Source organism: Anaeromyxobacter dehalogenans 2CP-1, from assembly GCF_000022145.1.
GTDB lineage: Bacteria > Myxococcota > Myxococcia > Myxococcales > Anaeromyxobacteraceae > Anaeromyxobacter > Anaeromyxobacter dehalogenans.
On the sequence record NC_011891.1, the window covers coordinates 1,841,724 to 1,866,700 of the forward strand.

General features: G+C 73.7%; 27 protein-coding genes. 21 read left to right on the forward strand and 6 right to left on the reverse strand.

All coding sequences use genetic code 11. The annotated features are described in order from the left end of the window. Positions 1-182 precede the first annotated feature (182 nt). Positions 183-404, forward strand: coding sequence for a hypothetical protein (locus tag A2CP1_RS08280; protein ID WP_150106331.1), 222 nt, complete (start codon positions 183-185; stop codon positions 402-404). Positions 405-427: 23 nt separating this feature from the next. Here the strand turns inward: A2CP1_RS08280 and A2CP1_RS08285 are convergent, their stop codons facing one another. Further along, positions 428-1,312 carry an SDR family oxidoreductase gene (locus A2CP1_RS08285; protein ID WP_012632920.1) on the reverse strand — a complete coding sequence of 295 codons (885 nt, stop codon included), beginning with the start codon at positions 1,310-1,312 and terminating at the stop codon, positions 428-430. A gap of 114 nt (positions 1,313-1,426) precedes the next feature. Between A2CP1_RS08285 and A2CP1_RS08290 the strand changes: the two genes are divergently transcribed. Further along, entirely contained in the window at positions 1,427-2,038 is a 612-nt protein-coding gene (locus tag A2CP1_RS08290) for a TetR/AcrR family transcriptional regulator (RefSeq protein ID WP_012632921.1), read from the forward strand. 60 nt (positions 2,039-2,098) lie between these two features. On the opposite strand, the gene A2CP1_RS08295 is transcribed toward A2CP1_RS08290, so the two are convergent. The 4 genes from A2CP1_RS08295 to A2CP1_RS08310 form a co-directional block, all read right to left on the reverse strand. Next, the gene (locus A2CP1_RS08295; RefSeq protein ID WP_012632922.1) at positions 2,099-3,070 is read right to left on the reverse strand and encodes a CE1 family esterase; all 972 of its coding nucleotides are present in this window, start codon (positions 3,068-3,070) and stop codon (positions 2,099-2,101) included. A gap of 432 nt (positions 3,071-3,502) precedes the next feature. Continuing rightward, positions 3,503-4,042 carry a DUF1697 domain-containing protein gene (locus A2CP1_RS08300; protein ID WP_012632923.1) on the reverse strand — a complete coding sequence of 180 codons (540 nt, stop codon included), beginning with the start codon at positions 4,040-4,042 and terminating at the stop codon, positions 3,503-3,505. Positions 4,043-4,082: 40 nt separating this feature from the next. Then, on the reverse strand, positions 4,083-4,895 hold the full coding sequence (locus A2CP1_RS08305) for a metallophosphoesterase family protein (protein WP_012632924.1): 813 nt from the start codon (positions 4,893-4,895) through the stop codon (positions 4,083-4,085). 85 nt (positions 4,896-4,980) lie between these two features. After that, complete coding sequence (locus A2CP1_RS08310; protein WP_012632925.1) at positions 4,981-6,132, reverse strand: epoxide hydrolase family protein; 1,152 nt, start codon at positions 6,130-6,132, stop codon at positions 4,981-4,983. A gap of 239 nt (positions 6,133-6,371) precedes the next feature. Between A2CP1_RS08310 and A2CP1_RS08315 the strand changes: the two genes are divergently transcribed. From A2CP1_RS08315 to A2CP1_RS08345, 8 genes are all read left to right on the forward strand, one after another. Continuing rightward, on the forward strand, positions 6,372-7,619 hold the full coding sequence (locus A2CP1_RS08315) for an EstA family serine hydrolase (protein ID WP_012632926.1): 1,248 nt from the start codon (positions 6,372-6,374) through the stop codon (positions 7,617-7,619). A 222-nt stretch (positions 7,620-7,841) separates the two neighbouring features. Beyond that, on the forward strand, positions 7,842-8,660 hold the full coding sequence (locus A2CP1_RS08320; protein ID WP_168165119.1) for a YqjF family protein: 819 nt from the start codon (positions 7,842-7,844) through the stop codon (positions 8,658-8,660). Between the two features lie 288 nt (positions 8,661-8,948). After that, a complete protein-coding gene (locus A2CP1_RS08325; RefSeq protein WP_012632928.1) occupies positions 8,949-9,407 on the forward strand; it encodes an SRPBCC family protein in 459 nt (152 codons plus the stop codon). Between the two features lie 113 nt (positions 9,408-9,520). Beyond that, positions 9,521-10,447, forward strand: a complete 927-nt coding sequence (locus A2CP1_RS08330; protein ID WP_012632929.1) for a hypothetical protein — start codon at positions 9,521-9,523, stop codon at positions 10,445-10,447. Positions 10,448-10,617: 170 nt separating this feature from the next. Beyond that, the gene (locus A2CP1_RS23450) at positions 10,618-10,779 is read left to right on the forward strand and encodes a hypothetical protein (RefSeq protein WP_168165107.1); all 162 of its coding nucleotides are present in this window, start codon (positions 10,618-10,620) and stop codon (positions 10,777-10,779) included. Positions 10,780-11,113: 334 nt separating this feature from the next. Continuing rightward, positions 11,114-13,201: an elongation factor G gene (gene fusA, locus A2CP1_RS08335; protein WP_012632931.1), complete on the forward strand. Its 2,088-nt coding sequence runs from the start codon at positions 11,114-11,116 to the stop codon at positions 13,199-13,201. A gap of 16 nt (positions 13,202-13,217) precedes the next feature. After that, a complete protein-coding gene (locus A2CP1_RS08340; RefSeq protein WP_012632932.1) occupies positions 13,218-14,513 on the forward strand; it encodes an AAA family ATPase in 1,296 nt (431 codons plus the stop codon). Positions 14,514-14,647: 134 nt separating this feature from the next. After that, entirely contained in the window at positions 14,648-15,505 is an 858-nt protein-coding gene (locus A2CP1_RS08345; protein WP_012632933.1) for a L,D-transpeptidase family protein, read from the forward strand. Between the two features lie 4 nt (positions 15,506-15,509). Here A2CP1_RS08345 and A2CP1_RS08350 read toward each other — a convergent pair whose 3' ends face one another. Then, on the reverse strand, positions 15,510-15,992 hold the full coding sequence (locus A2CP1_RS08350; protein WP_012632934.1) for a YybH family protein: 483 nt from the start codon (positions 15,990-15,992) through the stop codon (positions 15,510-15,512). A 174-nt stretch (positions 15,993-16,166) separates the two neighbouring features. On the opposite strand from A2CP1_RS08350, the gene A2CP1_RS08355 reads away from it, so the two are divergent. The 11 genes from A2CP1_RS08355 to A2CP1_RS08405 all read left to right on the forward strand — a co-directional run bounded on the left by A2CP1_RS08355 (position 16,167) and on the right by A2CP1_RS08405 (position 24,972). Next, a complete protein-coding gene (locus A2CP1_RS08355; protein ID WP_012632935.1) occupies positions 16,167-16,418 on the forward strand; it encodes a hypothetical protein in 252 nt (83 codons plus the stop codon). Between the two features lie 189 nt (positions 16,419-16,607). Further along, the gene (gene soxC, locus A2CP1_RS08360; RefSeq protein WP_012632936.1) at positions 16,608-17,957 is read left to right on the forward strand and encodes a sulfite dehydrogenase; all 1,350 of its coding nucleotides are present in this window, start codon (positions 16,608-16,610) and stop codon (positions 17,955-17,957) included. Beyond that, positions 17,941-18,975: a c-type cytochrome gene (locus tag A2CP1_RS08365; protein WP_012632937.1), complete on the forward strand. Its 1,035-nt coding sequence runs from the start codon at positions 17,941-17,943 to the stop codon at positions 18,973-18,975. The genes soxC and A2CP1_RS08365 overlap by 17 nt, the downstream gene beginning before the upstream one ends. Positions 18,976-19,033: 58 nt before the next feature. Beyond that, positions 19,034-19,522, forward strand: a complete 489-nt coding sequence (soxY, locus tag A2CP1_RS08370) for a thiosulfate oxidation carrier protein SoxY (RefSeq protein ID WP_011421336.1) — start codon at positions 19,034-19,036, stop codon at positions 19,520-19,522. Between the two features lie 17 nt (positions 19,523-19,539). Then, complete coding sequence (gene soxZ, locus A2CP1_RS08375; protein ID WP_012632938.1) at positions 19,540-19,851, forward strand: thiosulfate oxidation carrier complex protein SoxZ; 312 nt, start codon at positions 19,540-19,542, stop codon at positions 19,849-19,851. Positions 19,852-20,003: 152 nt separating this feature from the next. Beyond that, positions 20,004-20,345 carry a DsrE family protein gene (locus A2CP1_RS08380; protein WP_012632939.1) on the forward strand — a complete coding sequence of 114 codons (342 nt, stop codon included), beginning with the start codon at positions 20,004-20,006 and terminating at the stop codon, positions 20,343-20,345. 33 nt (positions 20,346-20,378) lie between these two features. Further along, complete coding sequence (gene soxA, locus A2CP1_RS08385) at positions 20,379-21,194, forward strand: sulfur oxidation c-type cytochrome SoxA (RefSeq protein ID WP_012632940.1); 816 nt, start codon at positions 20,379-20,381, stop codon at positions 21,192-21,194. Positions 21,195-21,204: 10 nt separating this feature from the next. Then, on the forward strand, positions 21,205-21,837 hold the full coding sequence (gene soxX, locus A2CP1_RS08390) for a sulfur oxidation c-type cytochrome SoxX (RefSeq protein ID WP_012632941.1): 633 nt from the start codon (positions 21,205-21,207) through the stop codon (positions 21,835-21,837). An 18-nt stretch (positions 21,838-21,855) separates the two neighbouring features. Continuing rightward, positions 21,856-23,571, forward strand: coding sequence for a thiosulfohydrolase SoxB (gene soxB, locus A2CP1_RS08395; RefSeq protein ID WP_012632942.1), 1,716 nt, complete (start codon positions 21,856-21,858; stop codon positions 23,569-23,571). Further along, a complete protein-coding gene (locus A2CP1_RS08400) occupies positions 23,571-24,527 on the forward strand; it encodes an MBL fold metallo-hydrolase (RefSeq protein ID WP_012632943.1) in 957 nt (318 codons plus the stop codon). The genes soxB and A2CP1_RS08400 overlap by 1 nt, the downstream gene beginning before the upstream one ends. A 58-nt stretch (positions 24,528-24,585) precedes the next feature. Next, complete coding sequence (locus tag A2CP1_RS08405) at positions 24,586-24,972, forward strand: c-type cytochrome (protein ID WP_012632944.1); 387 nt, start codon at positions 24,586-24,588, stop codon at positions 24,970-24,972. The last annotated feature ends 5 nt before the right edge of the window (positions 24,973-24,977 follow it).

Genomic DNA, 24,977 nt, shown 5'->3' on the forward strand with positions numbered 1-24,977 from the left:
GAGCGCGCCCGCCCGGCAGGTGCGAGGCTCCGATCCCGGATGGCGTTCACCCCCCTCGGACGAGACGTGTGGCTCACGCTCAGTGCAGCATCGCCGGGACTTGCGGGGCCACCCGACCGGCGGCGGTCCAAGGGGGCGAGCGTGCCTCGCGGCGGCGCTGCACGGATGGTATGATTCCTCGCGTGGGCCGCGCGAAGACCACCGTGCTCGTCCTCGGCATCTGCGCCGTCGTGACCGGCGCGATGATGCTGCCGTTCCCCGTCACCAACCCGAAGGTCTTCACGCAGAGCTTCTTCGCGCTGGTCGCGAGCACCGGCGCGTTCGCTCGGCCTGGCTTCGTCGTGATCCTGGGCGGCCTCGGCTGTCTCGCCGTCGCGGCGTTGCTGCCCTCGGACCGGTGGTGACCCGGCCGCCGGGCCTCGCAGCCCTACAGGTACCGCCCGGCCTCGATGTCCTGGATGAGCCCGGGGTGCGTCGGCCTCCAGCCCATTCGCTCTTGCGTCAGCGCGCTGGAGGCCGGCTGGTCGACGGCGACGAACCCGCCGAGCCAGCCGAAGTGGTCGCTCGCGGCCTCGGGAGCGACAGAGGCCACGGGGAGCTTCAGCTGCGTCGCGATGGCCTCGGCGATGGTGCGGAGGGTCACCGCCTCCTCCCCGACCGCGTGCAGGACGCTGCCGGCGGGCGCGCTCTCGAGAGCGAGGCGGAACAACCGGGCCGCGTCCAGCCGGTGGACCGCGTTCCAGCGGTTCGAGCCGTCGCCGGGGTACCCCGAAACGCCCTTCTCCCGGGCGATCTCGACGAGCCGCCTCACGAAGCCGTGGTCGCCCTCGCCGTGCACGCTGGGCGCGAGGCGCACCGCGGCGCTGCGGACGCCCCGGTCCTTCAGGCTCAGCGCGACGAGGGCGTTCGCGAGGCGGGGGTGTCCCTTCGCGTCGAAGGGGATCAGCTCGGTGGCCACGCGGCCCGGGGCGATGCCCAGCGTGCCCGAGGCGATCACGAGCGGCCGCCCCGAGCCCTCGAGCACGGCGCCCAGCGTCTCGATCGCGTTCCGGTCGGAGCGGATCGATGCGTCGAAGCGCTCGAAGTCGTGGATGAAGCCGAGGTGGATGACTCCGTCGGCTCCGTCGGCGCCCGCCCGCAGGCTGTCGGGATCCTCGAGGTCCCCCCGGTGGACCTCGGCGCCAGCCGCGGCGAGCGCTCGCGCCGAGGTGTCGGAGCGGGCGAGCCCCACGACCTGGTGGCCTGCCGCCAGGAGCTCGGGAACGACGGCAGAGCCGATGAAGCCGGACGCACCGGTGACGAACACGCGCATGGGATCCTCCTGGGCAAATGCCGTGATGTCAGGCACTGCCATCGCCTCGAATCTGGCCTCGATGTCAGTTACTGTCAAGGGCAGGATGTCAGAAGCTGACGTATGGTGGTCGCGATGGCCCGATGGGAACCCGACGCGCGCGGCAGGCTGGAGCGGGCCGCGATGGAGCTCTACCGCGAGCGCGGCTACGACCAGACGACAGTCGCGGAGATCGCCGCGCGCGCGGGGCTGACCGAGCGCACGTTCTTCCGGCACTTCGCCGACAAGCGCGAGGTCCTGTTCTGGGGCGCCGCGGGGCTGCAGCAGCTCATCACCGACGGCATCGCCGGCGCGCCGCCGCACGCTGCGCCGCTCGACGCGGTCGCCGCCGCGCTCGAGTCCACCGCGCCCGTGTTCGAGCAGCGCCGCGCGTTCGCGCGCCAGCGCCAGGCCCTCATCGCGGCCCACCCCGAGCTGCAGGAGCGGGAGGTGATGAAGCTCACGCTGCTCGCCGCGGCCGCCGCCGAGGCGCTGCGCGCGCGTGGCGTCCCCGAGCCGGCGGCGAGCCTGGCCGCGGAGGCCGGGATCGCGGTGTTCAAGGTCGCGTTCGAGGGCTGGATCCGCGACGAGAAGGGGCGGGGCCTGCCGCACCACCTCCGGGCGGCGCTGGGCGAGCTCGGTGCAGTCCTCGGGAGGAGGCCTGGCTCCGCAGCCCCGACGCGGGCGGCGAGGCCGAGACGCGGGTAGAGCCCCCGACAGCCCTGCTCGTCGGCCTCGCTCACCTCCAGGGTGCTGCCCGACCGTGCTTCAGGGCAGCCGGTACTCCTTCACGAAGTCCCAGATGACCTCGTGCGCGTCGATGTCGTCGGTCTGGTAGCCCCACCACCAGTTGACGTCCGGATCCATCTCGTACAGGTCGAAGTCTGAGCCCGGCCAGTTGTGACCGCCGCCGAACACCGTGCACAGCTCCGCCTTCGCGTCGGCCTTGCACGCCCGGTACTGCTCGCACAGCACGTCCGTGCTGGAGAACGTGACCTGCTTGTGGGTCTCCAGCGCGCAGCCGTTGTTGGCGGCCCAGAACACGACGGTCCCGGGAGCGCCGCGCGTGTAGTTGCCGAAGATGGGCCCGTAGCCTTCCGGGTAGGGGCTGAGCCAGTCGGCGTCGCCGTGGATCTCGATGACCGGCACGGGCCGGCCGGGCGCGCATTCCTCCTCACCCATGCCGCCCGCGATGGACCCGATGGCGGCGATCAGGTCGGGCCGCTCGCAGGCGAGGCGGTACGCCATCCCACCGCCGTTCGAGATGCCGCTGGCGTAGACGCGGGCGCGGTCGAGGCGGTGGTTGGCGGCGACGTCCTCGATGAGGTCGGCGATGAACTGGACGTCGTCGACGCCGGTGACGTTGGCCGGCGGGCAGCAGCCGTAGGCGTTCCAGGAGAGGCCGATGCCTTCCGGGACCACCAGGATGACGTGGTTCGCGAGCGCGAACGGCTCGAGGCCGACCGGCACCGTCGCCTCGGGCGAGAAGCTCCAGCCGTGCATCACGATCAGCATGGGGAGCTTGGGGTCGCCGTCCACCTCCGGCGCGAGGATCAGGTACCTGCGCTCGATCTCGCTCGAAACGAGCGTCCTCACCTCGATCTGCGGCGTCCCGCTCGACGAGATCGCCTGCGTCGCCGGGGCCGCGAGGCCCGATGCCGGGTCCGCGGTCGAGACGCCGCACGCGATCGACGCCGCCATGCCGAGCAATGCCACGCACCATGACAGTGATCGTCTCATCGCGTCCTCCCAGTGGCCGATGACGCGCTCGAGCCGCCGTCCGCGGGCGAGAGCGCGAGGCGATCGTTGGACGGCGAACGACGGGCGGTGTCCGGCAGGCCGGGGTGACGCGCAGGCGGTGACTCGCCGGGCCGTGCGCCCTCTCGCGATTCCCCGCGGTGTCGCGGCTGCCGCGCCCCGCGTTGGCGGGGCGCCGGCATCATGGGCTGAGGCCGCCGGGCGCACCACCTGCGCGCTACCGCTGCCGTCCCGCCGCGCCTCGGGCACTGGCGCCACGTTCACGAAGCGGCCGGGCCCGGTCGCCGCCCCAGGGTCGCGGGCCGAAGCGACGGAACCGCCGGGGTGGGCTGGGCGCGAGCCGCTCCCTGACGTCGGCTTCTTCCCGGCGTGCGTGCCGCTCGCCGGCAGCGCGAGCGCGCACGGTGTACCACGTCACTCGCCCATCAGCTCGTGCAGCCGCGCCGTGGTGTTCCAGTTCCGGATCGTCATCTGCTTGTAGACGGGCGTCCCGACGATGCGGCTCATGCGGCTCTGCGAGGCCTTCGGGATGAGCCGCGAGTAATAGAGGACCCCGGGGCCGGCGGTGACCTCGTCGACCTCCGGGTTCACCGGGACGCGCTCGAGCGCCTGGGCGGGCGACAGCGGGGGCTTCAGGAAGATGGCGTCGTAGCGGAAGCGCTCGGGCCGCGTCCCGAAGCCGTCGGGTGCGTGCTCCACCACCCGGCGCAGCTGCGCGCGGGAGAGCACGACGACGCTGGCGGCGTAGCCGAAGGCGTCCGAGAGCATCGCCTCGATGCGCGGGACGAGCGCGGGGCCACGCTCGGGGGAGGAGACGAGCACGTTGCCGCTCTGGATGTACGTCACGACGTCGTCGAAGCCCTGGGCCTCGAAGGCAGCCTTCAAGGCGGGCATGCCGATGAGGTTCTTGCCGCCGACGTTGATCCCGCGAAGCAGCACCAGATAACGGCTCATGCGCCTCCCCGTGCGGCCGTTCTCGTAGCGTGCGATCGCTTCAACCGCAAGGGCTTGGCGCGCCCCGGCGGAACCGGGGCGGCGGCGCGTGCAGGGGGAGCGGGCGGAACCGGTACCGCTCGAGCCCGGCCTCCGAGAACCAGAGCAGGACGATGCCCTTCGTCTCGCCGGCCTCGGCCGACGAGGTCCGCTCGGTGGACCCGGCATAGATGACGGGCGGCACACCGTCCGCGCGGAGGACCTGGTGCCGGTGCACGTGGCCGCAGAGGACCGCCGCGAAGCCGGTCGGCAGGGCAGAGCGCGGGATCACGTCGGGCCCGTCGCGGAAGGTGAAGTCGGTGGGCCCGACGGTGGCGCCCTCGACGCAGTGGTGGAGGCAGAGGACCCGCACGTCTCCGGACGGCGCCCCGGCGGTCGCCGCGTCGAGGAGGGCCGCGAAGCGGCCCCGCACCTCGCGCGCGTACGGGAACCCGGCGAACGCGACCCGAACGCCGCCGGCCTCCAGCACGACGGTGCGCGGGCGGTCGAACACGTGGAGGTTGCGGTGGCACGCGAGGAGCGGGTGGGGGAGCTGTCCGCGTTCGTGGTTGCCGGGGAGCAGCAGCACCGGGATCCCCGCGTCGGCGACGGCGCGGAGGGGCGCCAGCGCCGCGTCCGAGAGCCACGCCGGCACCCGGCTCCGGTACAGGAGGTCGCCGGCGTGCAGCACCGCATCCACCTCGCCGGCGCGGGCGGGCGCGAGCGCCGCCTCGAAGCTCTCGAAGAACTCGGCCCCGCGCCGCGGCCGCGACGTGCGGGGACGCGCGGGCAGGTCGTGGCCGAGGTGCGTGTCGGAGAGGAAGAGGAGTCGCATGGCCGCCGGCCTCGCGTGCGAGACGGAACGGATGTACAGGCTCCGTCTGACAGCCGAGGCGGGTCGGCGATCGCCGTGGCGCGCGTCAGCTGCCGCGCAACGGCCGGAAGCTCTCCCGGAGGTCCTGCACCAGCAGCTCGGGCTCCTCCAGCGCGGGGAAGTGGCCGCCGCGCGGCATGTTGGTCCAGCGGCGGACGTGGTAGCAGCGCTCCGCCCATTCGCGCGGGACGAGGAGGTCGCGCTCGCCGGGGAACATGGCGATGGAAGCGGGCGCCTCGATGCGCTCCCCGGGCCGCAGCGGCGGCTGCGGATCGTGGCGCACCTCGTAGTAGCGGCGCATCGAGGAGTTGATCGTCTGCGTCGCCCAGTACACGACGACGTTGGTGAGGAGCGTGTCCTTGGAGAACCGGCGCTCCACCTCGCCGCCGCAGTCGCTCCAGGCGCGGTACTTCTCCACGATCCAGGCCGCGAGCGCGGCGGGCGAGTCGTTGAGGCCGTACGCGGCGGTCTGCGGCGTGGTGGCCTGGAGCTCGCCGTACGCCCCCTGCTCCTTCTCCCAGCGCGCGCAGCGCGCCACGTAGTCCCGCTCCGCGGCGGTCATGCTCGCCGCGTCGGGCGGCGGGTCGGGCCACTCGAGATCCACGGAGCCGAGGTGGATCCCGCGCACCACGTCCGCCTGGAACCGCCCGAGCGCGCTCGTCACGCGCGCGCCGACGTCGGTCCCGTGCGCCACGAACCAGGGGTAGCCGAGGACCTGGGTCATCAGCTTGCGCCAGAGCCGGTCCACCCGGACGAACCCCCGGGCCGTGGGCCGATCGGAGAAACCGAAGCCGGGCATGGAGGGGATCACCACGTCGAACGCGTCGCGCGCATCGCCGCCGTGGCTGGCGGGGTCAGCGAGCGGGCCGGCGACGGCCTCGAGCTCGATGAACGAGCTCGGCCAGCCATGTGTGAGCACGAGCGGGATGGGGGCCGGTCCGCGCCCGCGGACGTGCACGAAGTGGATGCCGAGGCCGTCGACCCGCGCGCGGAACTGGGGGAGCTGGTTCAGGCGGCGCTCCTGCGCGCGCCAGTCGAACCGGTCGACCCAGTACGCCACCAGCTCCTGCATGTACGCGAGGTCCGCGCCGTAGTCCCAGCCGGCGCCCTCGACGGCGTCGGGCCAGCGCGTCGCGCGGAGCCTCTCGCGCAAGTCGTGCAGGACGGCCTCGGGAACGTCGATGGCGAAGGGCTCCACGCGGCCTCCAGGCTGCGCCCGCGGCTTCGCGCCGCCAGCGCATCGAGGCCCCTCTGGTAGTGCCGGCGCCGCCCTGCCGCATGCTACCGGTTCGGGTTCGGCCGATGTGAGCGGCATCTCACCGTTCGCGGCCGCGCGTCACGCCGCCGCTCCTCGTCGAGGCCGTGACCCTCGGCCCGATTGACGCGCCGGCGCCGTCGCGGGGGAATGGCTCCGCGCGCATGCGCGAGGAGGGCGCCATGGCGGGTTCGATCGCGGCGTCGCTGAGGGCGCACGGCAGGTTGCGGGCACAGGAGCTCCGCGTCGCTGGCCTGGTCCGTCCGGGCTTCGAGGCGGTGCGGCAGGCGTTCGAGGAGAACTTCGAGCGGCGCGGCGAGCTGGGCGCTGCCTGCGCGGTCTACCTGCGCGGCGAGAAGGTCGTGGACCTCTGGGGCGGCGTCCGCGACGCGGCGACCTGCGAGCCGTGGCGGGAGGACACCATGGCCCTGGTGTTCTCCGCGACGAAGGGCCTGGCGAGCCTCGCCATCGCGCTCGCCCATTCCCGCGGGCTGATCGACTTCGACGAGCGGGTGAGCACGTACTGGCCGGAGTTCGCGCAGGCGGGGAAGGGCGCCATCACGGTCCGGCAGCTGCTCGCGCACCAGGCCGGCCTGTTCGCGCTCGACGAGCGGCCGGACGCAAGGCTCGTCGCGGATCCGGAGCGGCTGGCCGCGGTCCTCGCCCGGCAGAAGCCGGCCTGGCCCGCCGGGACGCGGCAGGCGTACCACGCGATCACCGTGGGCCTCTACCAGGGCGAGCTGCTGCGCCGGGTCGACCCGGCGCGCCGGACGCTGGGCCGCTTCTTCCAGGAGGAGCTGGCGACGCCGCTCGGGCTCGAGTTCTACATCCGGCTCCCGCCGTCGATCCCGGACGCGAGGCTCGCGCCGCTGTTCCGATCCGGGCGCATGCCGCTCCGCATGCTCCTCACCATGCCCCCCGCGCTCGCGATCGCCGGCATGAACCCGCGCTCGCGCCTGCGCCGCGCGCTGCAGGGCTCCGAGCTGCCGGAGCAGTGCGCACGCGGCGTCTACGCGCGCGACCTGGAGATCCCGGCGGGCGGCGGGGTGGGGACGGCGCGCGCCATGGCGCGGGCGTACGGGGTGTTCGCGGCCGGCGGGAAGGAACTCGGCCTGCGAGAGGAGACGCTGCGGCAGCTCATGGCGCCCCCGGTGCGGCCGGTGCGCGGGTTCCGGGACGCGTGCCTGAAGGTGGAGATCGCCTACGCGCTGGGGTTCGCGAAGCCGAGCGCCGGGTACCCGTGGGGCCACCCGAGCGCGTTCGGCGCGCCGGGCGCGGGCGGGTCCTTCGGCTTCGCGGATCCGCACGCCGGGATCGGCTTCGGCTACGTCCCCAACCGGATGGGCATGCACCTCGACGATCCGAGGGCGGCCGCGCTGCGGCGCGCGGTGTACGGATCGATCGGCGTCGAGGACCCGTACCGCGGCTGAGGGGGCTCGAGGAAGCGCATGCGCACCGAGCTGGAGAAGATGCTGGCGGGGGAGTCGTACGCCCCGCCCGGCGTGAGGGTCGGCGCGAGGAGCGTCATCGGCGCGGCAGCGTGGTCACGCGGGACGTCCCCGAGGGTGGCGTCGCCGCCGGCAATCCCTGCCGCGTCATCCGGCCGATCGGCGCCTGAGGCCGCGCGTGGTCAACGTATCCGCGGGGGCCGCGTGACGAGGAGTCCGGACGGAGCGATGGCCGGGGCGCCACCAGGCGCCGTGCGGGCGCGGCTGCGCGCCGCCGGCGAGGCGCCGCGGCCGGTGGCGGGCTGGCAGCGCTGGGAGGAGATCCTGTTCCTGCACTGGTCCGTGGACCCGGCAGCCCTCCGGCCGCTCGTGGACGAGCGGCTGGAGCTCGACCTGGCGGACGGGCGCGCGTGGGTCTCCCTCACGCCGTTCACCATGCGTGACGCCCGCGTCCGCGGCCTCCCGCACCTGCCGCTCCTCACCACCTTCCACGAGGTGAACCTCCGCACCTACGTGCGCCTCGGCGGCGTGCCCGGCATCTGGTTCTTCAGCCTGGACGCGGCGAGCGCCCCGGCGGCCGCGCTCGCCCGCGCCACGCTCGGGCTGCCGTACGAGTGGGCGGACGTGGACCGCGGCCTGGAGGCCGGGCGCCGCTGGTACCGGAGCCGCCGCCGGGGGCTGGGCGGGCGCGCCGCGGTGCTCGAGGCCGGGTGGGGCGACGGCGACGCGATGCCGGATCCGCCGGGCGCGCTCGACGAGTTCCTCGCCGATCGCCACGCGCTCTACTCGACGCTCGCGGGCGCGCTGATCCGCGTGCGGGTCCGGCACGCGCCCTGGCGGCTGCGCCAGGTCCGGCTCGACGCGCTCGCGCAGACGGTCACGCGCGCCGCCGGCGTCGAGGTGGCGGAGCGGCCGGCCCTGGCGCGCGCCTCGGACGGCGTGGACGTGCAGGTGCTCGCGCCGGAGCTCGTCCTCGCGCGGCGCGCGGCCGCCCGGAGGACGCCGGCCGCCGCGCCGCGCTGAGAGCACGCGAACCCATCCCCTCCCGTCGCCGCGGCGGGCCGATCCGCGTCGCATCGCGTCGTTGCTCCTCCCTCACATGCCTCGGGGCATGCTCGGTCGTCGCGCCTCGCGCTGCTCGCGTCTCGACCGCCTGGCTCGGTCCGGGGATGGATTCACGCGCTCTGACCGCCGAGCAGGGCGCGGCCGCGCTCGGAATCGCGCCGCACTTGTCACTCCCTGCCGCCGGACCCCGCCGCCTACAGAAGGCGAGGCGCGGGGCGAGGTCCCCGGCGCGAGAGGAGCACGACAATGCCGGACATCATTCACAGGATCGCAATCCGGGCACCCGCCGCGAAGGTCTACGAGGCCCTCGCCACGGTGGAGGGGGTCGGGGGCTGGTGGACGCGGGACGCGAAGGGGCGCTCCGCGCCCGGCGGGACGCTGCAGTTCATGTTCCACCGGCCGGACGGGACCGAGCTCGGCGCGATGGAGTTCGAGGTGCTCGAGCTGAAGCCGGAGCGCGAGGTGCGCTGGCGCTGCACGGGCGGGCCGCCGGAGTGGATCGGCACGGAGGTGGCGTTCCGGCTCTCCCGCGAGGACGAGCAGACGGTGATCGCGTTCGGTCACCGGGGCTGGCGCGAGGTGTCGGAGTTCACGGCCCACTGCTCCATGAAGTGGGCCACGTTCCTGCTGAGCCTCAGGGCGTTCGTCGAGACCGGCAAGGGCAGGCCGGCCCCCGACGACCTCAAGATCGACACCTGGAACTGACGGCCGCGCCGAGGCCGTTCTCCCCGCCTCGACCCACCAGGACCGGTGGGCCGGGGCGGCCGCCTCGGCTACGGTGGCGCGTCCCGGGCGCTGACCGCGGACGGGAGGTCCAGGTGAGGCACGCATCCCGATGGCTCCTCCTCGCCGCCGCGGGCATCGCCGCCGCGTGCGGCGGGGGCGGCGGCGGCAACGACGGCGCGCCTCCGCCGGCGCGCAGCTTCCAGCTCCGGAGCCCGGACCAGGTGGTCGGCGCGGGGCAGGAGCTGGCGTCCTGCTGGTACTTCCGCACGCCGAACGCGCAGGATCTCGTGGTGCGCACGTTCACCTCGCGCCTGCCCGCGGGGGCGGTGAGCGTCGCGATGATGCTCACGCCCGACGACGTGCAGCCGCCGGGGACGCAGTCCTCCGCCGGCTGCGCCTGGGCGCCGGCGAGCGGCCCGGTGCCGGCGTACCTGGGATCTTCCGGCACCAGCTCGCTCTCGTTCCCGGCGGACGACGGGACCGGCAAGGCCATCGGCGTCCGCATCCCGGCGGGCCAGGCGGGCTACCTGCGCGTGCACTGGGCGAACGCCTCCGACCAGGCCATCACCGCGCACGTCGAGCTGGACGTGCAGGGGTGGCGGGACGGGACCGCGACCACGCTCGCGAGCCCGTACGTGTCGGTGGCGGGCTCGTTCAGCATCCCGGCGTCCGGGTCGGCGACGGCGGAGACCACCTGCGAGGTGCCGGCGGGCGTGCGCTTCGTGGCCCTGACCACGCGCACCTACAAACACTCGGTCGCGACCTCGATCGCGGACGGGGGCACGAACGTCTTCGAGAGCGCGGACTGGTCCGCGCCGGGCTTCGCGCGCCGGGACGCGCCGCCGTTCCTCGCCTTCGCGAGCGGGGCGCTCACCACGCGCTGCGAGTACCTGAACACGACCCCGAGCACCGTCCAGCCGGGCGACGACCCGGCGAACGACGAGCTCTGCGCGGGCATCGGCTGGTACTTCCCGGCCACGCGGGCGCGGCTCTGCTACGACGGCACGCTGCTGCCGTGAGCGCCGGGAGCGCGTCTGCCAGCGCGGGCGCGAGCGCTCCCCCGTCCGAGTGGTGCAAGGCCGGTCGATCCGTGCCAGAGGTGGCGCGAGCGCGGGCCCTCGGAGATCGAGCCCCGGCGCCGCAGGACCGCCGCCCGGCCGGGCGGCCCCTCGCCCCTTTCAAACGCCACGTGAGCCCAGCCGTGTTCGCCACCGTCGCACCCCTCGTCGTCGTCGCCGCCGCCGGAACCGTCATCGTCGTCCACAAGCTTCGCGAGCGGCGGCGCTGGGCCAACGTGAAGGCGTCGGGCGGGCGGAAGTCGCTCGTCCTGAACCTGTTCGACCGCCCGTAGCGGACGGACGGTCGCAGGCGGTCCCTCCGCCTTTCGGGGGGATGCGCCGAAAAAGCCTGCCACGAGCGAGGGTTCCGGGCGCACGCGCGGCCGGGCTGGGCGTCGGCTTGCATATCGACGCGGGTTTGTGCGAGGGTGCGCGCCGCTCGCGGCCGTGGATGTGGGTGGACGGCGCGGGCTTTGTCGCATCCGGGGCCGGCTCGCGTGAATGAACGCGCGCCGAAACGGGTTCGAGACAGCGGCTCCCAAGCTCCGCCGGCGGGACTGGCGAGCGACGCCGCGCAAACCGATTCGCCCATGCAGCTCGGTCCGCCCCCGCGGGTGGAGGTAAGACGTGTACACGGATTTCTCGAAGCTCCGGAACATCGGGATCTCGGCCCACATCGACAGCGGTAAGACCACGCTGACGGAGCGGATCCTCTTCTATACGAAGCGCATCCACGCCATCCACGAGGTGAAGGGCAAGGACGGCGTCGGCGCGACGATGGACTCGATGGAGCTCGAGCGCGAGCGCGGCATCACCATCGCCTCGGCCGCGACGCACTGCGAGTGGAAGGGGCTCCACCTCAACATCATCGACACCCCCGGCCACGTGGACTTCACCATCGAGGTGGAGCGGTCGCTGCGCGTCCTCGACGGCGCCATCCTCGTGCTCTGCTCGGTGGCCGGCGTCCAGAGCCAGTCGCTCACCGTGGACCGCCAGATGCGGCGCTACAACGTGCCGCGCCTCGCGTTCGTCAACAAGTGCGATCGCTCCGGCGCGAACCCGCTCCGCGTGAAGGATCAGCTCCGCGAGAAGCTCCAGCACAACCCGGTGCTGATGCAGCTCCCCATCGGCCTCGAGGACAAGTTCGAGGGCGTCGTCGACCTCGTGAAGATGAAGGCGTTCCGCTTCAGCGGCGACGACGGCGAGGTCATCACCGAGTCCGAGATCCCGGCCGACATGCAGGCCGACGCGGCCAAGGCGCGCGAGGAGCTGCTCGACGCGGCGTCGATGTTCTCCGACGAGCTCACCGAGGCGATCCTCGAGGAGCGCGTCACCGAGGACCTGATCAAGGCGGCCGTCCGCAAGGGCACGCTCTCGCTCAAGCTCACCCCGGTGTTCATGGGCTCGGCCTACAAGAACAAGGCCGTCCAGAAGCTGCTCGACGGCGTGGTGGACTACCTCCCGGATCCGACCGAGGTGGTGAACGAGGCCCACGACCTCACCAAGGACGAGGAGAAGGTCGCCCTCACCATCGACAACGGCAAGCCGACGGTCGCGCTGGCGTTCAAGCTCGAGGACGGGCGCTACGGCCAGCTCACCTACCTGCGCATCTACCAGGGCAAGCTCTCGCGCGACATGTTCATCACGAACATGCGCACCAAGAAGGACCACCGCATCGGCCGGCTGGTGCGCATGCACTCCGACCAGATGGAGGACATCGACGCCGCCGGCTCCGGCGACATCGTCGCGATGTTCGGCGTGGACTGCAACTCGGGCGACACGTTCACCGACGGCACGGTCAAGCTGAACATGACCTCGATGCACGTGCCCGAGCCGGTGATCGCGCTCTCCATCAAGCCGGTCGACTCGAAGAGCGAGACCAACATGGGCAAGGCGCTCCGGCGCTTCACCCGCGAGGACCCGACCTTCCGCGCCGGCCTGGACGAGGAGAGCGGCGAGACCATCATCCGCGGCATGGGCGAGCTGCACCTCGAGGTCTACATCGAGCGCATGAAGCGCGAGTACAACTGCATCGTCGAGGTGTCGCCGCCGCAGGTGGCGTACCGCGAGACGGTCAGCCAGCGCGCCGACTTCGCCTACACGCACAAGAAGCAGACCGGCGGCTCCGGCCAGTTCGGCCGCGTGTGCGGCTACATCGAGCCGTGCGAGCAGCAGTTCGAGTTCGTGGACGACGTGGTGGGCGGCGCGATCCCGCGCGAGTTCATCTCCGCGGTGGAGAAGGGCTTCCGCTCGATGCTCGCGAAGGGCCGCCTGCTCGGGTTCCCGGTGGTGAACACGCGCGTCGTCATCAACGACGGCGCCAGCCACGCCGTGGACTCGTCGGACATCGCGTTCCAGGAGGCCGCCCGCGGCGCCTGGCGCGAGGGCTTCGACCGCGCCAAGCCGCGCCTCCTCGAGCCCATCATGCGGGTGGTGTGCGAGGGCCCGGCGGAGTTCTCCGGCGGCATCCTGGGCACGCTCATGCAGCGGCGCGCCATGATCGTCGGCTCGCAGGACGACGGCGGTCTGGCCCGCATCGAGGCCGAGGTGCCGCTCGCCGAGATGTTCGGCTACTCGACGACCCTCCGGTCGGCGACGCAGGGCAAGGCCGAGTTCAGCATGGAGTTCTCGCGCTACCTGCCGGTCCCGGCGGCCATGGCCGAGGAGCTCATGTCGAAGGCGGCCAAGGCGAAGGCCGAGGGCGGGAAGAAGTAGCGATGCCTGCGGCGCCATGATCCGCCAGGAAGCGATCCTCCAGAGCCCGCTGCGGATCCTCGACCGGAGGCTCCACGGCGGCCTGGGGAGGGGTCGCCTCGGCGTGATCGTGGCGCCCGCCGGCGTCGGCAAGTCCGCGGTCCTGGTGCAGCTCGGGCTGGACGCGCTGCTGCGCGGCCGCCCGGTGCTGCACGTCGCGCTCGGGCAGTCGATCGAGCACGTCGCGGCCCGCTACGACGCGTTCTTCGAGGAGCTGGCGGATCGCGTGGACCTGGCGGATCGCCGGGGCGTCCACGAGATGGTCGCGCGCCAGCGCCTGATCTGGTCGTCGATGGACGGCGGCCCGGGCGTCCGCACGCTGGACGAGGCGCTCGCCGCGTTCGAGGCGCACCTCGGCCGGACCCCCGCAACCGTGCTCGTGGACGGCTTCCCCTGGACCGGGGCCGGCGTGAGCGCGACGCTCGCCGGCCTGAAGGCGAGCGCGGCGCGGGCGGGCGCCGAGCTGTGGATGACCGCCCGGTCCGCCCCGGGGTGCGCGCCGTGCGAGGCCGACCCGGACCAGGCGGCGCCGCCCGAGCGCTGCGGTGCGCAGGTGGACGTGATCCTCGCGCTCCTGGCGCAGGGGCGCGGCGCGCGGGTGCGGCTGGTGCGCGACCTGGACGGCTCGGACGAGGCCGACCTGCCGCTCGTGCTGGTGGGCGGCTCGCTGCGCTGGGCGGGCGGCGAGGACGAGGGCGGTGGCGACCCCCGCGGCCCGGAGGCGTTCACGCTGCTCGCGGGCGGGTTCGCCGGCGCCGAGGAGGCGTTCGGCGCGTTCGCGGAGCGCTGGGGCGTGCAGGAGGTGAACTTCACCTTCGCCGGCCGCCCCGGGCTGGCCCGGACCCGCGGGCTCATCGAGCTGACCGAGGCCGAGCTGCGCCTCGGCGAGGTCGGCGAGGCCTATCTGAAGGCGCACCTGCCCGGCGCGCTCGCGGCGTCGCCGGAGCTCCGGCGCGTGCTCCAGCTCATCTGGCACCAGGTCGGCACCGCGGGCGAGGTGTTCGCGGTCGGCGCGCTCAGCCCCGACGACAGCGCCCAGGGCGGCACGGGCTGGGCGGTCGAGCTGGCGCGGCACTGGGGGAAGCCGGTCCACCTCTTCGACCAGGACCGCGACGGCTGGTTCCGCTGGGACGGGCGGGCCTGGGCCCCCGAGGCGCCGCCCGCCGTCACGCACCCGCGCTTCGCCGGCGCCGGGACCCGCGCGCTCTCGGAGTCGGGGCGCGCCGCGATCCGCGCGCTCTTCGAGCGGTCCTTCGGGGCTGCGCCGGAGTAGCGCCGCCCGCGCGCGCGCGATGCGCGGTGCGTGAACCTGCACCGCGAGGCGTGGCGCCCGGCGAACCCGGGTCTGCTCGTGTTCCCTTGAGCGGGGGTTGACGCGGGGGCGCCGGCACGCGAAGGCTGGGCCCGATGCAGCCGCTCCTCGCGCTCCTCCTCGCCACGGTGCCGCTCCTCGAGCCCGCCGCCGGCGGCGCCGACGTCCTCGGCGTGCTCGGCACGCGGATCGTGAAGCAGGGCGACTCCCTCATCGAGCTCGCCCGCGCGCACGACGTGGGCTTCAACGCCATGGAGTCCGCGAACCCGGGGCTCGACGCCTACGTGCCGACGCCCGGCGCGGCGCTGGTGGTGCCGGCGGCCTGGATCCTGCCGCCGTCCGCGGCGCCCGGATCGATCGTGGTGAACCTCTCGGAGATGCGGCTCTACCTGCTCCCGGGCGGCGGCGCCGCGCCCGTCACCTACCCGGTGGGCATCGGCAAGGATCGCGCGAAGACGCCGCTGGGATCCTTCACCGTCATCGGCAAGACCGTCGCGCCCACCTGGTACCCGCCGGCGTCGATGCGCCGCGACGACCCCACGCTCCCGGATCGCGTCCCGCCCGGCCCGGACAATCCGCTCGGCACGCACGCGCTGCGCCTCTCGGCGGGCAGCATCCTCATCCACGGCACCGACGAGCCGTTCGGCATCGGCCGGAAGTTCAGCCACGGCTGCGTCCGGCTCTACCCCGAGGACATCCCGCGCCTGTTCGAGGTGGTGCCGCTGAAGACGCCGGTCCGGATGGTCCGCGAGCCGGTCAAGATCGGCGTGCGCGGGAGCCGCGTGGTCGTGGAGGCCCACGACGATCCGGACGCGCGGGTGGACCTCCGCGCCGAGGCGCAGCGCCAGCTCGAGCGGCGCGGCCTCGCGGCGCGCGTGGACGCGGGCAAGCTCGCGGCCGCGCTCGAGGCGCGGCGCGGCATCCCGGTGGACGTCTCGATCGACGTGTTCTGAGGCGCTACGGGATCGGGTCGGGGATGGGCAGCTCGGCCCGGATCCGCCAGCGCCCGTCCTTCCCGCGCCGCCACACGGCCAGGTAGCGTCCCGTCACCGTCATGGGCGCGCGGTCGCCCTGCTGTACGAGCAGGCGGTTCGTCCCCGCCTCCCAGGCGAGATCGCCCGAGACCTCGAGCTGCACGGTGGTGATGGTGGCCTCCAGATACCGGAGCGCCCGCACGCGCCGCGCGTCGTACGCCTCGAGCTCGCCGCGGCCGGAGACGAAGCCGCGCTGCATGGCGGGGATGACCAGGGCGTCCTCGGTGAACACGGCCGCCATCGCGCGCGCGTCGCCGGCGACGAGCGCGCGGACGAACGCGTCGTTCGCGGCGGCGATGGCGGCGCGGAGCTCCGCGTCGGGCTCGGCGCGGCCGCCCGGCGAGTGCGCGCAGGCGCTGGCCCCCAGCGCGGCGGCGACGAGGAGGGCACGGGCGAGGTTGGCCATCCGCGAAGGAGACCGCGCCTTCACGCGCGGCGCGCGCGGCATCCTGTCCGACGCGTCCGGGGTAGGGCGAGCGTGGCGCGGTGGCGTCGCGGCGGCCCGCGAGATCGCCCGCTCGGGGTTCGAGCGCCGCCGCGCCGTGCGCGATGATGGCGCGACACGCGAGGAGGTCCGGCCATGAACGCCGAGCACGCGGTGACGCTACAGGCACCGGCCGCCGACTGGGAGCGCTCGGAGCGCGAGGCGCGGCAGGCCGCGGCCTACGTCGCCGCGTTCGTCGGCGTCCCTGCCGTCGTCGCCGCGGCGGCCGCGCTCGCGCTGTTCGCCCTCACCGCGCTCGTGCTGCTCGCGCCGCTCGTCGCGTGCGTGCTGACCTGGGCGGCGTGGCGGTACGGCCGGCCCGAGCGCCGCGGCGCGCGCCGCGCCTGAGAGCCAGTCGGCGCGCGGCGCGCTTCACGCTCGCCCCACGCGTGGCGCACGAAACGTGAAGCAGGGCCCCGCGCATGTCTCGACGCTGCGCGTCACCCACACCCGCAGTCGATGCGTCACCTCGCGTGAAGGCCGTCAAGCCCCACTCAGGACGGAGACGACGACTATTCGTTCTCTTACAGCCCACGCGTGCCATCCAAGACCGCCCGCATCCTCCGGGCTCCTGAGAATTTCCTCACCCAAGAGCAGATCACCGAGGTCGCCGCCGGACGGCGGAGCTTCCTGCGGAGCGCGTTCCTCGCGGCGGGCGGGATCGCCGCCGGCGCGGTCGCCGTTCGCGCCGGCGCGGCCCCGGCTCCTCGCGGCGCTCCGGCCGGCGATCCGGCGATCCTCGAGCGCCAGCCGTGGAACACCTCGCTTGGCAAGCCCGTCGCCGCGCGGGGCTACGGCCTGCCGTCGCCGTACGAGGCGAACCTCCAGCGCCGCGAGAGCCCCGGCCTGACCCGCGTGAACGCGGCGTCGGTCTCGTTCGCGCCGCTGCAGGGGCTGTTCGGGATCATCACGCCGAGCGGCCTGCACTTCGAGCGCCACCACCAGGGCTGGCAGGACGTCGATCCCGCGAAGCACCGGCTGATGGTCCACGGGCTGGTGCGGACGGCCAAGGTCTACACGATGGACGACCTGATGCGCCTGCCGTCCGTCTCGCGCATCCACTTCATCGAGTGCGGCGCCAACACCGGCATGGAGTGGGGGAACGTGGCGGTGCCCACGGTCCAGTACACCCACGGCATGCTGTCCTGCAGCGAGTTCACCGGCGTCCGGCTGTCCACGCTGCTCGACGACTGCGGCTTCGACCGGGCGAAGGGCCGGTACGTGCTCGCCGAGGGCGCCGATGGCTCGGGCATGACCCGGACCGTCGCCATCGACCGCGCGCTCGACGACGTGCTCGTCGCGTGGGGCCAGAACGGCGAGATGCTGCGGCCCGAGAACGGCTACCCGCTCCGCCTGGTGGTGCCCGGCGTCCAGGGCGTCTCCTGGGTGAAGTGGCTCCGCCGCATCGAGGTGGGCGACCAGCCCTGGGCGGCGAAGGACGAGGCCATCCACTACGTGGACCTCATGCCGGACGGCCGTCACCGGCAGTACACGTCGATCCAGGAGGCGAAGTCGGTCATCACCACGCCCTCCGGCGGCCAGGTGCTGGTGCAGCAGGGCGCCTGCGAGGTGACCGGCCTGGCCTGGTCGGGCCGCGGGAAGATCAAGCGCGTGGACGTGTCGCTCGACGGCGGCCGGAGCTGGACGCCGGCGCGGCTGGAGACGCCGGTGCTCTCGAAGGCGCTGACCCGGTTCAGCCTGAGCTGGCGCTGGGACGGCCGCGCCGCGCTGCTGCAGAGCCGCGCGGTGGACGACACCGGCTACGTGCAGCCGACCACGCGGCTGCTGCGCGAGGTGCGCGGGACGAAGTCCATCTACCACAACAACGCGATCCAGACCTGGCGCGTCGACCCCAACGGCGAGGTGTCCAATGTACAGCTGGCGTGAGCCGCTCGTCCTCGCGGCGCTGCTCGCCGCCGGCGCCGCGCACGCGGGAGAGGGCGTCGGGCGCCCGGCGACGCCGGCCGAGGTCCGGGCCTGGGACATCGACGTGCGGCCCGACTTCCAGGGCCTGCCGCGCGGCTCCGGCTCGGTCCTGCGCGGGCAGGAGGTCTGGGACGCGAAGTGCGCCTCGTGCCACGGCACGTTCGGCGAGAGCAACGAGGTCTTCACGCCGCTGGTCGGCGGGACCACCGCCGAGGACCAGGCGCGCGGCCGCGTGGCGGCGCTCACCGGCAACGGCCACCCGCAGCGCACCACGCTCATGAAGGTGGCCACGGTCTCGACGCTGTTCGACTACATCCGCCGCGCCATGCCGTGGGACGCGCCGCGGACGCTCACCGACGACGACACCTACGCGGTGCTCGCATACCTCCTGAACCTCGGCGACGTCGTCCCGTCCGACTTCGTGCTCGACCAGGACTCGATCCGCGCGGTGCAGCAGCGCCTGCCCAACCGGAACGGCATGAACCGCGCGCACGGCCTGTGGGACGTGAAGGGCAGGCCGGACGTGCGCGCGATCGCGTGCATGAAGGACTGCGGGCCGGAGCCGCGCGTCGCCTCGACGCTCCCGGACTTCGCCCGCAACGCGCACGGGAACCTGGCCGAGCAGAACCGGACGTTCGGCCCGGTGCGCGGCGCGGACACCACCCGGCCCGCCGGCGCGGCCCCGACCGGCGCGCCCGCGGCGGCCCCGGCCGCGCCGAAGCTGGCCGCCGGGCTGGCGCTGGCGCGGGCCAACGGCTGCCTCGCCTGCCACGACGTCGAGGCGAAGCGGCTCGGCCCGAGCTTCCGCGACCTGAAGGCGCGGTACGCCGCCGACGCGGACGCGGCGGCGAAGCTGGCCGCCCGGGTGCGCGGCGGCAGCCAGGGCGCGTGGGGGCCGGTGCCGATGCCGCCCCAGCGCCAGGTGGCGGAGGGCGACGTGGACACGATCGTGAAGTGGGTGCTCGAGGGAGCACGCTGAGGCGCTCGCGGCGCGGCGACCGTCGCCGCGCGCGGCAGAACCCGTAGAGGAGAGCGGAATGAGAGAGGTAGAGCAGACGGGCATCGGGAGGCGGCGGTTCCTCGAGACGACCGGCGGGGCGACGCTCCTCGGCATGCTGGTCGCCGCGGGCATCCTGAAGCCGAGCTGGGGCCGCGCGGCCGACTGGAACAAGGCGGCGTTCGAGGCCCGGACCATGAAGGAGGCGCTGGACGCGCTCGGCGCCGGCGCGCCGGCCGACTCGAAGGACATCGCCGTCACCGCACCCGACATCGCCGAGAACGGCGCCGTGGTGCCCATCACCGCGACCAGCAACCTGCCCGACACCGAGTCGATCGCGTTCCTGGTCGAGGCCAACCCGAACATGCTCGCCGCGTCGTTCCTCCTGACCCCGGCCTCGCTGCCGGTCGTCTCCACGCGGGTCAAGATGGCCCGGACGTCGAACGTGTCGGTGCTGGTGAAGGCCGGCGGCAAGTTCTACGTGGCGACGAAGGAGATCAAGGTCACCCTGGGCGGTTGCGGCGGGTAGGGAGCGAGGAGACAGCCATGGCAGATCCGATGAAGATCCGCGCGAGCCTCCAGGGCGACGTCGTGGAGGTGAAGGTGCTGATGAGCCACGAGATGGAGACGGGCCAGCGCAAGGACGCGAGCGGCGCGCTCGTCCCGGCCCACTTCATCAGCTCGGTCCAGGCGGAGTGCAACGGCAAGGCCGTGCTCACCGCGCACTGGGGCCCGGCGGTGTCGAAGAACCCGTACCTCGCCTTCAAGTTCAAGGGCGCGGCCAAGGGCGACAAGGTCAAGGTGACCTGGGTGGACAACAAGGGCGAGACCCGCACCGACGAAGGGACCATCGCCTGAGCGCGCCGTCCGCCAGCCACGCGGCGCGGGCGGCGGGGAGGGGGGCCCGGTGGCTCCTCGTCCTCGCCGCCGGCCTCGCGGCCGCCCCGGCGGCCCGGGCCGCGCCGCCCTCCGCGCGCGCCGCCGCCCAGAAGGCGGCGCCGATCAAGGTCGTGTACCACCTGACCGAGGGGATCGAGGAGGCGGTGCGCGCCCTGCGCAACGTCCGCAACCACCTCGACGCGGATCCCACCGCGAGGATCGTGGTGGTGGCGAACGGCGCCGGCATCGACTTCCTGCTCGACGGCGCCATGGACAAGAACGGCAACCCGTTCGACGCCATCGTGCAGGACCTCGTCACCCGTCACGTCGAGTTCCGGGCGTGCCGCAACACGCTCGTCACCCGCAGCATCGATCCCTCGAAGCTCCTGCCGGAGGCGACGCTGGTCCAGTCCGGCGTGGCGGAGGCGGCGCGCCTCCAGGCGCGCGAGGGCTTCGCCTACCTCAGGCCCTGAGCTTCACGAACCGTTCCCTGGAAGGAGATTCGGATGACCCGTCGATCGATCGGGCCGGCGCTGCTCCTCGCGGCCGCGGCCCTGGCCCCGGCCGCCCACCGCGCGCAGGAGGAGGACGCCACCGCCGCCATCGCGCGCTACCGCGAGCTGCTCCAGGACGGCAACCCCGCCGACCTGTGGGAGGCGCGCGGCGAGGCGCTGTGGCAGGAGAAGCGCGGGCCGAAGGGCGCGTCGCTGGAGGCCTGCGACCTGGGCAAGGGGCCGGGCGTGGTGCAGGGCGCGTACGCCGAGCTGCCGCGGTACTTCGCCGACGGCGACCGCGTCATGGACCTGGAGACGCGCCTGGTGCACTGCATGGGCACGCTGCAGGGGATCGGCGCCGGGGAGGCCACGAAGCAGAAGTTCGGCGCGGGCGACAAGCGCTCCGACCTCGAGGCGCTCGCCGCCTGGATCGTGGCGCAGTCGCGCGGCATGCCGGTGCGGGTGGCGCTGAAGCACCCGAAGGAGAAGGCCGCCTACGCGCTGGGCGAGCGGATCTTCTTCTACCGCGGCGGGCCGCACGACTTCTCCTGCGCGACCTGCCACGCGCAGAGCGGCAAGCGCATCCGCCTGCAGGAGCTGCCCAACCTCACCACGCCCGCCGACGCGAAGCGCGCCTTCGCGACCTGGCCGGCCTACCGCGTCTCGCAGGGCGAGGTGCGCACCATGCAGTGGCGCATGAACGACTGCCTGCGCCAGCAGCGGTTCCCGGAGCTGGTGTTCGGCTCGGAGGGCTCGGTCGCCCTCATCACCTACCTGGCCCGCCAGGCCAACGGCGCGGGGATGGACGCCCCCGCCATCAAGCGCTGAGGAGAAGCCGATGCCGTTCGCTCGAACCGTAGCCGTCACGCTCGCCGGCCTCGCGCTCGCGGGCCTCGCGCAGGCCGCCCAGCCGCAGAAGGGCGCGAAGGACGAGGCGCGCGCCCGCGAGGTCATCCGCGCGTCCTTCAAGGAGAAGGGCCAGGCGGGCCTGGATCGCCTGGAGCAGGACGAGGTCCAGGCGGCCTGCAGCCGCGCCCCGGCCCAGGGGCCGCTGCCGGACGCCGCCGCGAAGAAGCTGGTCGCCGCGCAGCAGGCCACGCTCGTCTACCCGGCCGACGGCAAGCTCATGGGCGACTGGAAGAAGGGCGAGCAGATCGCGCAGAGCGGCGTCGGCAAGCAGTTCTCCGACGATCCCGCGAAGCCGTCCGGCGGCAACTGCTACGCGTGCCACCGCCTCTCGAAGCAGGAGGTGTCGTTCGGCACGCTCGGCCCGAGCCTGTACCAGTACGGCAAGGTGCGCGGGCAGGGCGAGGCCATGCAGCGCTACACCTACGCGAAAATCTTCAACCCGCAGGCGTTCACGGCGTGCTCCACCATGCCGCGCTTCGGGCACCACGCCATCCTCACCGAGGAGCAGATCAGGGATCTGGTCGCGCTGCTCCTCGATCCCGCCTCCCCGGTGAACCAGTAGCGCGGAGCGAGCGAGCCCATGGATCGCAGGGAGTTCATGCGGATGCTGGCGGCGGCCGCCGCCGGCGGGATGACCCTTCGCGCGCGCGCGGCGGGTCCGGAGGGCGCGGGGCTGTACGACCTGCCGCGCCACGGCAACGTGAGCCTGCTGCACTTCACCGACGTGCACGCGCAGCTCATGCCGCTCCACTACCGGGAGCCGGCGGTGAACCTGGGCGCCGGGCCGGCCCGGGGCCGCCCGCCGCACCTGGTCGGGAAGGCGCTCCTCTCGCACTTCGGGATCCGGCCCGGGACGCGCGAGGCGCACGCGCTCACGTTCCTCGACTTCGAGGCGGCGGCGCGGCGGTACGGCAAGGTCGGCGGCTTCGCGCACCTCGCCACGCTGGTGAAGCGCCTCCGGGCCAGCCGCCCCGGCGCGCTGCTGCTCGACGGCGGCGACACCTGGCAGGGCTCGGCCACGGCGCTGTGGACCGACGGCCAGGACATGATCGACGCGGCCAAGCTGCTCGGCGTGGACGTGATGACCGGCCACTGGGAGTTCACGCTCGGCGCCGACCGGGTGAAGCGCGCGGTCGAGAAGGACCTCGCCGGCAAGATCTCGTTCGTCGCCCAGAACGTGCACACCGCCGACTTCGGCGACCCGGTGTTCGAGCCCTGGGTGATGCGCGAGGTGAACGGCGTACCGGTGGCCGTGATCGGGCAGGCGTTCCCGTACACCCCCATCGCGAACCCGCGGTACCTCGTGCCCGACTGGACGTTCGGGATCGACGAGGAGAACCTCCAGCGCACCGTGGACGAGGCGCGGGCGAAGGGCGCGCGCGTGGTGGTGCTGCTCTCGCACGACGGCATGGACGTGGACCTGAAGCTCGCGTCCCGCGTGAGCGGCATCGACGCGATCCTGGGCGGCCACACGCACGACGGCGTCCCGCGCCCGGTCGCGGTGAAGAACCGCTCCGGCCAGACGCTGGTCACGAACGCGGGCTCGAACGGCAAGTTCCTGGGCGTGCTCGATCTGGACGTCCGCGGTGGGAAGGTGGCGAGCCACCGCTACCGGCTGCTCCCGGTGTTCTCGAACCTGCTCCCGGCCGACCCGGAGATGGCCGCGCACATCGAGCGCGTCCGCGCGCCGTTCCGCGAGAAGCTCGCCGCCCCGCTGGCGGTCACCGAGGGCGTGCTCTACCGGCGCGGCAACTTCAACGGAACGTACGATCAGCTCATCCTGGACGCGCTCATGGCCGAGAAGGACGCCGAGATCGCGTTCTCGCCCGGCTTCCGCTGGGGCGCCTCGCTCCTGCCCGGCGACACCATCACGCAGGAGGACCTGCTCGCGGCCACCGCCATCAGCTACCCGAACGTCGGCGTCAACGACATGACCGGCGCGACGGTGAGGGCGGTGCTCGAGGACGTCTGCGACAACATCTTCAACCCGGACCCCTACTACCAGCAGGGCGGCGACATGGTCCGGGTCGGCGGGCTCGAGTACGCGTGCCACCCCGGCGCGCGGAGCGGGGAGCGCATCCAGGACCTGCGCCTGCGCGGGAAGCCGCTGGAGGCGTCGAAGACGTACCGCGTCGCCACCTGGGCCTCGGTGAGCGAGGCGGCGCGCGACGCCGGCGGCGAGCCGGTCTGGGACGTGGTGGGCCGCTGGCTGCGCGCCCAGAAGACGATCACGCCGCGCACGCCGAACCTGCCGCGCCTGGTCGGCGTGGGCCGGGATCCGGGGATGTCCACCTGATGGCGCCCGCGCTCGCCACGCTGCTCGCGGCGCTCGCCGCGGCCGCCCCCGCGCCGGCCCGCGCGGCCGATCCCGTCCTCGAGCCGGTCCGGCTCGCGCCGCGGGTCTGGCTGGTGCAAGGCGACCCGGGCGTCGCCTCGGCGGCGAACCGCGGCTTCAACTCCAACGCGGCGTTCGTCGTGACCGGCGACGGCGTGGTGGTGATCGACGCCCTCGGCACGCCGGCGCTGGGCCGCGCGCTGGTGCGCGCCATCCGCAAGGTGACCCGCCAGCCGATCCGGCGGGTGATCCTGACGCACTACCACGCCGACCACGTCTACGGCCTCGGCGCGCTGAAGGCGGCGGGGGCCGAGGTCTGGGCGAGCGCGGAGGGCAGGGCGTACCTCGAGGGCGAGGAGGCGGCGAAGCGGCTCGAGCAGCGCCGGAAGGAGCTGGCGCCGTGGTTCGACGCCGGAAACCCGCTGCTCCCCGCGGACCGCTGGCTCGACGGGGACGCCGCCTTCGAGCTGGGGGGCGCGCGCTTCGAGGTGGTCCGGCTCGGACCGGCGCACTCGCCCGAGGACCTGATGGTGGTCCTGCCGGACGACGGCGTGGTCTTCTCCGGCGACGTCATCTTCGCCGGCCGCATCCCGTTCGTCGGCGAGGCCGACAGCCGCCGCTGGCTGGCGGCGATCGACCGGCTCCTGGAGCGCCGCCCGAAGCTGCTCGTCGCGGGCCACGGCCCCGCGTCGCGGGACCCGGCCACCCACCTCGCCCTGACCCGCGACTACCTCCGCCACCTCCGCGCGGTGATGGGGGCGGCGGTCCAGGACCTCGTCCCGTTCGAGGAGGCGTACGCCGCCGCCGACTGGAGCGCGTACGCGAAGCTCCCCGCGTTCGAGCCGGCGAACCGCATCAACGCCTACGGGACCTACCTCACCATGGAGCGCGAGATGCTCGAGGCGGGCCGGCAGTGAGCCGGCCGCGCGGAGAGCGCGACGCTCCCGTTCAACCCCGCAACCGGAGGAACCCCACATGAAGAAGTCGATCGCGATGTCCCTCGCCGCCGCCGCCATCCTCTCCGCCGCCGGCGCCCGCGCCGCCGGCCCGGCCCCGAAGAAGACCCCCGAGCTCGTCGCCAAGGGGAAGGCGTCCTACGCGACGAACTGCGCCGCCTGCCACGGCGACAAGGGCCTGGGCGACGGCGCCGCCGCGGCCGCGCTGGATCCCAAGCCGCGCAACCTGGTGACCGGCGCCTACCGGAACGGCACCACCGCCGACCAGGTGTTCGCGACGCTCGAGCAGGGCATCCCCGGCACCACCATGACCGCCTTCGGCCACCTGCCGGCCGAGGAGCGCTGGGCGCTCACCTACTACGTGCTCGACCTGCGCGGCGCCAAGTCCGCCAAGGCCAAGAAGTAGCGCCA

What these genes read in the sequence shown, in the direction of transcription:
- A2CP1_RS08285 (WP_012632920.1), bottom strand. Translation starts at nt 1,312, where the DNA reads ATGCGCGTGTTCGTCACCGGTGCGTCCGGCTTCATCGGCTCTGCCGTC.
- A2CP1_RS08290 (WP_012632921.1), top strand. Translation starts at nt 1,427, where the DNA reads ATGGCCCGATGGGAACCCGACGCGCGCGGCAGGCTGGAGCGGGCCGCG.
- A2CP1_RS08295 (WP_012632922.1), bottom strand. Translation starts at nt 3,070, where the DNA reads ATGAGACGATCACTGTCATGGTGCGTGGCATTGCTCGGCATGGCGGCG.
- A2CP1_RS08300 (WP_012632923.1), bottom strand. Translation starts at nt 4,042, where the DNA reads ATGAGCCGTTATCTGGTGCTGCTTCGCGGGATCAACGTCGGCGGCAAG.
- A2CP1_RS08305 (WP_012632924.1), bottom strand. Translation starts at nt 4,895, where the DNA reads ATGCGACTCCTCTTCCTCTCCGACACGCACCTCGGCCACGACCTGCCC.
- A2CP1_RS08315 (WP_012632926.1), top strand. Translation starts at nt 6,372, where the DNA reads ATGGCGGGTTCGATCGCGGCGTCGCTGAGGGCGCACGGCAGGTTGCGG.
- A2CP1_RS08325 (WP_012632928.1), top strand. Translation starts at nt 8,949, where the DNA reads ATGCCGGACATCATTCACAGGATCGCAATCCGGGCACCCGCCGCGAAG.
- A2CP1_RS08340 (WP_012632932.1), top strand. Translation starts at nt 13,218, where the DNA reads ATGATCCGCCAGGAAGCGATCCTCCAGAGCCCGCTGCGGATCCTCGAC.
- A2CP1_RS08345 (WP_012632933.1), top strand. Translation starts at nt 14,648, where the DNA reads ATGCAGCCGCTCCTCGCGCTCCTCCTCGCCACGGTGCCGCTCCTCGAG.
- A2CP1_RS08350 (WP_012632934.1), bottom strand. Translation starts at nt 15,992, where the DNA reads ATGGCCAACCTCGCCCGTGCCCTCCTCGTCGCCGCCGCGCTGGGGGCC.
- A2CP1_RS08355 (WP_012632935.1), top strand. Translation starts at nt 16,167, where the DNA reads ATGAACGCCGAGCACGCGGTGACGCTACAGGCACCGGCCGCCGACTGG.
- A2CP1_RS08365 (WP_012632937.1), top strand. Translation starts at nt 17,941, where the DNA reads ATGTACAGCTGGCGTGAGCCGCTCGTCCTCGCGGCGCTGCTCGCCGCC.
- soxY (WP_011421336.1), top strand. Translation starts at nt 19,034, where the DNA reads ATGAGAGAGGTAGAGCAGACGGGCATCGGGAGGCGGCGGTTCCTCGAG.
- soxZ (WP_012632938.1), top strand. Translation starts at nt 19,540, where the DNA reads ATGGCAGATCCGATGAAGATCCGCGCGAGCCTCCAGGGCGACGTCGTG.
- soxA (WP_012632940.1), top strand. Translation starts at nt 20,379, where the DNA reads ATGACCCGTCGATCGATCGGGCCGGCGCTGCTCCTCGCGGCCGCGGCC.
- soxX (WP_012632941.1), top strand. Translation starts at nt 21,205, where the DNA reads ATGCCGTTCGCTCGAACCGTAGCCGTCACGCTCGCCGGCCTCGCGCTC.
- soxB (WP_012632942.1), top strand. Translation starts at nt 21,856, where the DNA reads ATGGATCGCAGGGAGTTCATGCGGATGCTGGCGGCGGCCGCCGCCGGC.
- A2CP1_RS08400 (WP_012632943.1), top strand. Translation starts at nt 23,571, where the DNA reads ATGGCGCCCGCGCTCGCCACGCTGCTCGCGGCGCTCGCCGCGGCCGCC.
- A2CP1_RS08405 (WP_012632944.1), top strand. Translation starts at nt 24,586, where the DNA reads ATGAAGAAGTCGATCGCGATGTCCCTCGCCGCCGCCGCCATCCTCTCC.